This is a genomic window from Paenibacillus ihuae, assembly GCF_001368795.1.
Taxonomy (GTDB): domain Bacteria; phylum Bacillota; class Bacilli; order Paenibacillales; family Paenibacillaceae; genus Paenibacillus_AQ; species Paenibacillus_AQ ihuae.
Window position 1 is genome coordinate 4,134 of the sequence record NZ_LN831205.1, and the last position, 6,791, is coordinate 10,924.

The following is a 6,791-nucleotide window of genomic DNA, read 5'->3' on the forward strand; positions in this document are numbered from 1 at the left end:
CTGCTGACGGCTGATTTTGGGAGCTTTCAGGCAGGCTGGCGTGCCCCGGGCGGGGACGGGCGTATTTTTGAGAAGGAAAAGACAATTGCGCTTAAAGACAAGCTTACTGGAAGCACTGGACGGATCACGAAAGTGCAGAAAAGTGAAAAAAGCGAGCCGCACCCGCTGGCCTATGATCTCACAGAGCTGCAGCGGGATGCCAACCGTAAGTTCGGATTCTCGGCCAAGCAGACTTCGAGTGTGCTGCAGAGGTTGTATGAGCAGCATAAGCTGGTTACTTACCCTCGTACAGATAGCCGCTATCTGACTTCCGATATGACGGGAACTTTGAAGGAACGTCTGGATAGTGTTGCTGTCGGCTCTTATGCAACACTAGCTCGGCCGCTGCTGCGTAAGCCGCTGTCGATAACGAAACGGATCGTGGATGACAGTAAGGTAAGCGACCATCATGCGATTATACCGACGGAACAGACGGTGCTGTTAAACCTGCTTAGTGCAGAGGAGCGGAAGCTGTATGATCTGATTGTCCGCCGGTTTATCAGCTTGTTCTATCCGCCGGCACGTTATGATGCTGTGGCTGTGACGGTAACCGTTGAAGGAGAGAGCCTTCATGTCAAAGGCACGACAGTAAAGGATGCGGGCTGGCGTGAGGTTTATGGCGGAGATATGAGCAGTGATGAAGATGAGGAGAATACGGCAGAGGAGCCTGCAGCCAGCACGGTGAAGCTGCCTGAGCTTCGCGAAGGCGAGACTGTAAAAGTGCAGCGCTGTAATATCCGTCCGGGGCGGACACAGCCGCCAAAGCGTTATAATGAAGCTTCTCTGCTGACTCAAATGGAGAAGCACGGGCTGGGAACGCCGGCTACACGTGCCGATATTATCGAGAAGCTGGTTAGCTCAGACACGATTGAACGCCAAGGAAATTTGCTGCATCCGACCGGCAAAGGCAAACAGCTGATAGGGCTGGTGTCGGCGCAACTGCGCACACCGGAGCTGACCGCGCGCTGGGAAGCCGAACTCGAGAAGATCGCCCGCGGCCAGGGTAAGCCGGAGCCTTTCCTGCAGGGTATCCGCAGTATGGCACAGGAGCTGGTATCCGGTGTTAAGAGCAGCGGGGCGGAATATAAACCGCATAACGTCTCCAGCAGCCATTGTCCGGAATGCGGAACAAGGATGTTAGAAAAGAAGACGAAGCGCGGCAAGCTGCTGGTATGTCCGGCAGACGGTTGCGGTTATACCCGGGCAGGAGAAAAGAAACTGTCGGGCCGCCGCTGTCCGCAATGCCATAAGAAAATGGAGCTTAAAGAGGGCAAGGCAGGGCTCTACGTGCAGTGTTTGGGCTGCGGAATAACCGAAACCATGGATAAAGACCATAAACATATCAATAAGCGTGAGCAGCAAAAGCTGGTGCAGCAGTATAGCAAGCCGGAAAGTGTAGGCTCAAATCTTGGCGATCTGCTCAAAGCCGCAATGGAAGCCAAGGCAAAGGGAGAATAGTCCAGGCTGGGTTACCATGGCAGTTTATACCTTAATAAGGAAATTAAATTGAGGTAAAAGTGCGTGAACAAGACTGCGGAGATGATCTGCAGTCTTGTTCAGGTTGAAGGACTACGCAGGTTATAAGCGTGAGAGCATATTGTGATTTTTGCTTACGTGAAATGAAATGAGATTGCTACTGTTATATGTAAAAAAGATATGGTTTACTGAAAGGACTTAGGCCGGGAGGAAAGTTCCCTGCAGTATGAATGGAGTGATATTGGAGTGATATCTTCAGAAGCTGATAGGCAGTACGATCAGGAACAAGCGGCGGCTGGGCCTTCTAATGAAAAAGGAAGCAGCCGGATTTTCTTTTTAGCTATCGTATTTATGTTCTGGTTCTCTTCATATATTTATGTTCCGGTACTCTCACCGTATGTGGAGCATCTCGGTGCTTCTTATATTATGGTCGGTGCGGTACTTGGGGTGTACGGGCTGATGCAGATTCTGTTCCGGCTGCCGATCGGCATCGGGTCGGATTATCTGAACCGGCGGCGGCCGTTCATTTATCTGGGCCTGATCGCCAGCGGCACGAGCTGTCTGATCTTTATGGCCGGCGCAGATCCGGTCTGGGCACTGGTGGCCCGTGCTGTGTCAGGGATTGCAGCCTCCGCCTGGGTCGTGTACTCGGTAATGTTTGCGGGGTATTTTCCCAAGGAGGAAGCGGGGCGGGCGATGGGGATGCTGCAGTTCACCACCGTGATTGCCCAATTATCCAGCATGATGGTCAGCGGCTACATGGTCGAGCATTGGGGCTGGAATACTCCTTTTATAGCCGGAAGTATTGTAGCAGTACTGGCTATGCTGCTTGCGCTGCGTTTACCTGAACAGAGACAGGCGAAACGCGAAGGCGGGATCCGGCTCAGAGACCTGGCGGGTGTAATGAAGGAACCGCTGCTGGTCAAAGTCTCGCTGTTGTCTGTACTGGCGCATTGTGTGCTCTTCATTACCATGTTCGGCTACACGCCGAACCAGGCGCTTGATATAGGTGCAAGTAAGGAAAGCCTCGGCTGGTTAACGCTGTCTTTCATGGTGCCGCATGCTGCAGCCACACTTTATGGCTCCCGGATGTTTGGCAGGCTGCTCGGGGATAGAGGGACTCTGCTGCTGGGTTTTGCCGGAAGCGCGCTGTTTACTCTGCTGATCCCGTCCATGCCGACGCTGGCTGCGCTGTGTGCTACACAGGTGGGGAACGGTTTTATGCAGGGGCTGATTTTTCCATTGCTGCTGGGCAAGTCGGTAGCGGGAGTAGAGTCGTTTAAACGGGCTACAGCGATGGGCTTCTATCAGGCAGTCTATGCATTTGGCATGTCAGGAGGCCCTTTTGTGGCCGGATGGATGAGTGCTGCCTATGGGCTCAGAGGCGGTTTTTGGCTGGGCGGATTTGCTGCGGCACTGGCTGCGGTATTATCCTGGGTATGGATTCGTGAGCCCGCAGCAGCTACCAAAAAGCTTCACAGAGCGGGGTAGATACTTTGCAGCTAATGTGAGGATTATTGGTTTTTTGAGGCAAAGGGGAATATAATAGGAAGTAGATAGGATGCAAGAAGGAGGGGCCGGAAAGATGGTCAGGGGTGTGCTGCTGTGGTTTGTGCTGATTAACATCATCGCGTATGTGGTGATGTCCGAAGACAAGAATAAAGCCCGCGCGAGGCGCGAACGTGTGCCGGAGAAGACGCTGTTTCTGCTGGCGTTTATGGGCGGCGCACTGGGGATATGGATTGCGATGTACCGCAAACGGCATAAAACAAAGCATACTTCCTTCCGGATCGGAATTCCGCTGCTGCTGCTGCTTAACATTCTGCTCTATGGGTATTTTTTGAGATAGTGTTTAGAAAATAGGCTACTGGTTACACAAAACAGAAAGAGGTGGCGTATATGTTATTCTCTAAAATTTTGCTCGCCTATGACGGTTCAAAAGCTTCCAATCAGGCATTGGAGCGGGCGATCGAACTGGCTAAGGTAACTCCCGGTTCCTCCATTTACGTCGTACACGCATTCGAATTCCCGCGGTTTTTCATCGGGGAAGCTCTCGCACCTCTGCCGGCTTCAGTGAACAAGGATTATTATGATTTGGCAGTGCAGACCACGGAAGAAGTGAAGGGACGTCTGGAAGAGGAAGGCCTGAATGCGACTGTTGAGCTGCTGCAGGGTTCTCCTGCTGAAGTGATTCTGAATTATGCCAAGGAGCAGAAGGTGGATGTTATTGTCATCGGCAGCCGCGGACTTGGAGGAATACGTGAATTTGTCCTGGGCAGCGTAAGCCATAATGTGGTACAGAGCTCCCGGATTCCGGTACTGGTCGTAAAATAATAGAGGGTAGCGGGCGGGACGCTTAGGTGTTCCTCCCTTTTTTCTATAGTTCTACAGGAAACATAAACGTGGAGAAAGACGCCATTCGTTGTTCAATTAGCCATTTTCAGGAATTTGATTATGCCCAAAAGCGAACATTTTGACGGCTGGAAATAACAATGTTCGTGTTTAAGTTGACACGAAGTGTAGGGCATTGTTAAACTGAACCTATGAAGAGCTCGTATAAAACCGGGAATAGGGCCCGGAAGTTTCTACCCGGTAACCGTAAATTGCCGGACTACGAGGAAATAGGATGACTAGAACAGCTCTTAAGCGCCGCTCCGGTATCCGGGGCGGCGAGCTCTGCGCTTGACTCTATCTCCGCCTCTGGCGGATAGTAGAGCAGTCCTCTCCTTATTCCTGCAGTAGTCTGGGTCCACCCGCAGCAAAATGCGTCTGGAATCCGGGCTTTTTTTTTCGGATTTATGGAAAACTAGTGTGAAACTGGACAACTTAAAGCAAATGAGTTCCTATATTGAGCGGAAGGTAGGTTGAAACATGTCTGTACAGGTTGGGGTTATCATGGGCAGCAAATCCGATTGGGAAACGATGGAGCATGCCTGTGCCGTGCTGGAAGAGCTGAAAGTTCCGTATGAGAAAAGAGTCATCTCTGCACATCGTACGCCGGATCTGATGTTCCGCTATGCGGAGGAAGCGGCAGCACGCGGCCTCCGGGTCATTATTGCCGGAGCGGGCGGTGCAGCTCATCTGCCGGGCATGGTCGCGGCAAAGACGATTCTGCCCGTTATCGGTGTGCCGGTGCAGACCAAAGCACTGAACGGCCTGGATTCGCTGCTATCTATCGTGCAGATGCCAGGAGGGATTCCGGTGGCTACGGTAGCAATCGGGCGTGCAGGGGCAACCAATGCAGGACTGCTGGCGGCGCAGATCATCGGCGCCTTTGACCCGGTGGTACAAGGCCGGGTGCAGCAGCGTCGTGAAGCGATAGAGCGCGAAGTGCTGGAAAGCAGCGACAGCTTATGAGGCAGGAAGAATTGAGGGCCGGCGCTTTGGATGCAGCCCGCACGCTGCTGCCGGGCCGGGCGACGATCGGCGTGCTCGGCGGCGGCCAGCTCGGCCGGATGATGGCGCTGGCCGGAAGCGCCATGGGGTACCGCTTCGTGGCGCTGGACCCTGCGCCGGATGCGCCCTGCGGGCAGGTGACGCCGCAGATCACCGCGGCGTATAACGACCGGAACGCTGCGCGGGAGCTGGCGCAGCGCGCGGACGTCATCACGTACGAGTTCGAGAACGTCGACGCCGGCGTAGCCGCCTTGCTGACGGAGGAATCGTACGTGCCGCAGGGCAGCGAGCTGCTGTATACGACGCAGCACCGGCTGCGCGAAAAAGCCGCGATCGAGGCTGCGGGCGTGCCCGTTGCCCCGTACCGCAAGGTCGGCAGCCTGGCGGAGCTTACCGCCGCGGCTGCCGAACTGGGCCTGCCCTGTGTGCTGAAGACCGCCACAGGGGGATATGACGGCAAGGGACAAGCCGTCATCCGCCAGCCTTCAGCGCTGGAAGCAGCCTTCCGGCAGGTCGCGCCTGGTGCTGCTGAATCGCAACGCGCTGAGGCCGAAGCGCCGGAGCTGGTGCTGGAGAAATTCGTGAAATTCAAGTGTGAAATTTCCGTCATTGCCGCGCGCAGCGCATCCGGCGAAGTGAAGAGCTTCCCGCCGGCGGAGAACATCCATGTGAACAACATCCTGCACCTGTCCATTGTGCCGGCACGTATCTCAGAGGAGATCCGGCAGCGGGCCTGCGAGCTGGCTGAACGGCTGGTGTCCGGACTGAATGCAGTCGGACTGCTGGCGGTGGAGATGTTCGTTACAGAAGACGGGGAATTATTCGTCAATGAACTGGCTCCGCGGCCGCATAATTCGGGGCATTATACCATGGACGCCTGTGTGACTTCACAGTTCGAGCAGCATATCCGGGCGATCTGCAATCTGCCGCTCGGTGAGACTTCACTGCTTACCCCGGTGGTCATGGTGAATGTACTTGGAGAGCATTTGGACGGTGTGATTCAGCGGACCGGACATCCGGATGAAACGGCAAGCCATCTTGGGATTGCTCCCAAGCTTCATATATACGGCAAGACTGAGAGCAAAAACGGCCGAAAAATGGGCCATATCAACCTGCTCTGCAAGGATACCGGCGACGGGTTGTCCTGGGTAGAGCAAACTAACCTTTGGAGGAACTGAACCGATATGATCGAACGTTACAGCAGACCTGAGATGCGGGCCATTTGGACCGAAGAAAATAAATTTAATGCATGGCTTGAAGTAGAAATTTGTGCTTGTGAAGCGTGGGCTGAGCTGGGAGTCATTCCTCAGGAAGACGCCGCCAAGCTGCGTAAGGATGCGAAATTTGATATTGACCGGATTAATGAGATCGAACTTGAAACCCGTCATGACGTAATCGCCTTTACCCGTGCGGTATCAGAGAGCCTGGGTGCAGAGCGCAAATGGGTGCACTACGGATTAACTTCCACAGATGTTGTGGATACAGCACTCGGTTACCTGTTGCGTCAGGCGAACGAGATTTTGGAGAAGGACATCATCAATTTCATCGAAATTCTCAAGGAAAAAGCGATCGCCTACAAAGATACCCCGATGATGGGACGTACCCATGGTGTACATGCCGAACCTACAACCTTCGGTCTCAAAATGGCATTGTGGTATGAGGAAATGAAACGTAATCTGGAGCGCTTCCGTCATGCGGCTAAAGGCGTTCAATTCGGTAAAATTTCAGGTGCAGTCGGTACCTATGCCAACATTGATCCGTTAGTAGAAGAATTCGTCTGCAAGAAGCTGGGAACCAGCCCGGCTCCGATCTCGACACAGACGCTGCAGCGTGACCGCCATGCTGAATATATGGCAACACTTGCACTGGTAGCAACATCG

7 protein-coding genes and 1 riboswitch are annotated in these 6,791 nt (G+C 53.9%); all 7 genes read left to right on the forward strand.

Going from position 1 to position 6,791, the window contains the following annotated elements:
• The coding region (locus AQR02_RS28700; RefSeq protein ID WP_082452142.1) for a DNA topoisomerase at positions 1-1,497 on the forward strand (1,497 nt) is incomplete at its 5' end.
• A 264-nt stretch (positions 1,498-1,761) separates the two neighbouring features.
• The gene (locus AQR02_RS28705; protein ID WP_245237786.1) at positions 1,762-3,006 is read left to right on the forward strand and encodes an MFS transporter; all 1,245 of its coding nucleotides are present in this window, start codon (positions 1,762-1,764) and stop codon (positions 3,004-3,006) included.
• Positions 3,007-3,100: 94 nt separating this feature from the next.
• Positions 3,101-3,364: a DUF1294 domain-containing protein gene (locus tag AQR02_RS28710; protein WP_054943869.1), complete on the forward strand. Its 264-nt coding sequence runs from the start codon at positions 3,101-3,103 to the stop codon at positions 3,362-3,364.
• Between the two features lie 50 nt (positions 3,365-3,414).
• Entirely contained in the window at positions 3,415-3,849 is a 435-nt protein-coding gene (locus AQR02_RS28715; protein WP_054943736.1) for a universal stress protein, read from the forward strand.
• A gap of 198 nt (positions 3,850-4,047) precedes the next feature.
• Positions 4,048-4,149, forward strand: a riboswitch (purine riboswitch).
• Positions 4,150-4,386: 237 nt separating this feature from the next.
• Positions 4,387-4,872, forward strand: a complete 486-nt coding sequence (purE, locus tag AQR02_RS28720) for a 5-(carboxyamino)imidazole ribonucleotide mutase (RefSeq protein WP_054943737.1) — start codon at positions 4,387-4,389, stop codon at positions 4,870-4,872.
• Positions 4,869-6,089, forward strand: a complete 1,221-nt coding sequence (gene purK, locus AQR02_RS28725) for a 5-(carboxyamino)imidazole ribonucleotide synthase (RefSeq protein ID WP_054943738.1) — start codon at positions 4,869-4,871, stop codon at positions 6,087-6,089. The genes purE and purK overlap by 4 nt, the downstream gene beginning before the upstream one ends.
• Before the next feature lie 6 nt (positions 6,090-6,095).
• Positions 6,096-6,791: lyase family protein (locus AQR02_RS28730; RefSeq protein ID WP_245237787.1), on the forward strand; the 696-nt coding region annotated here is incomplete at its 3' end.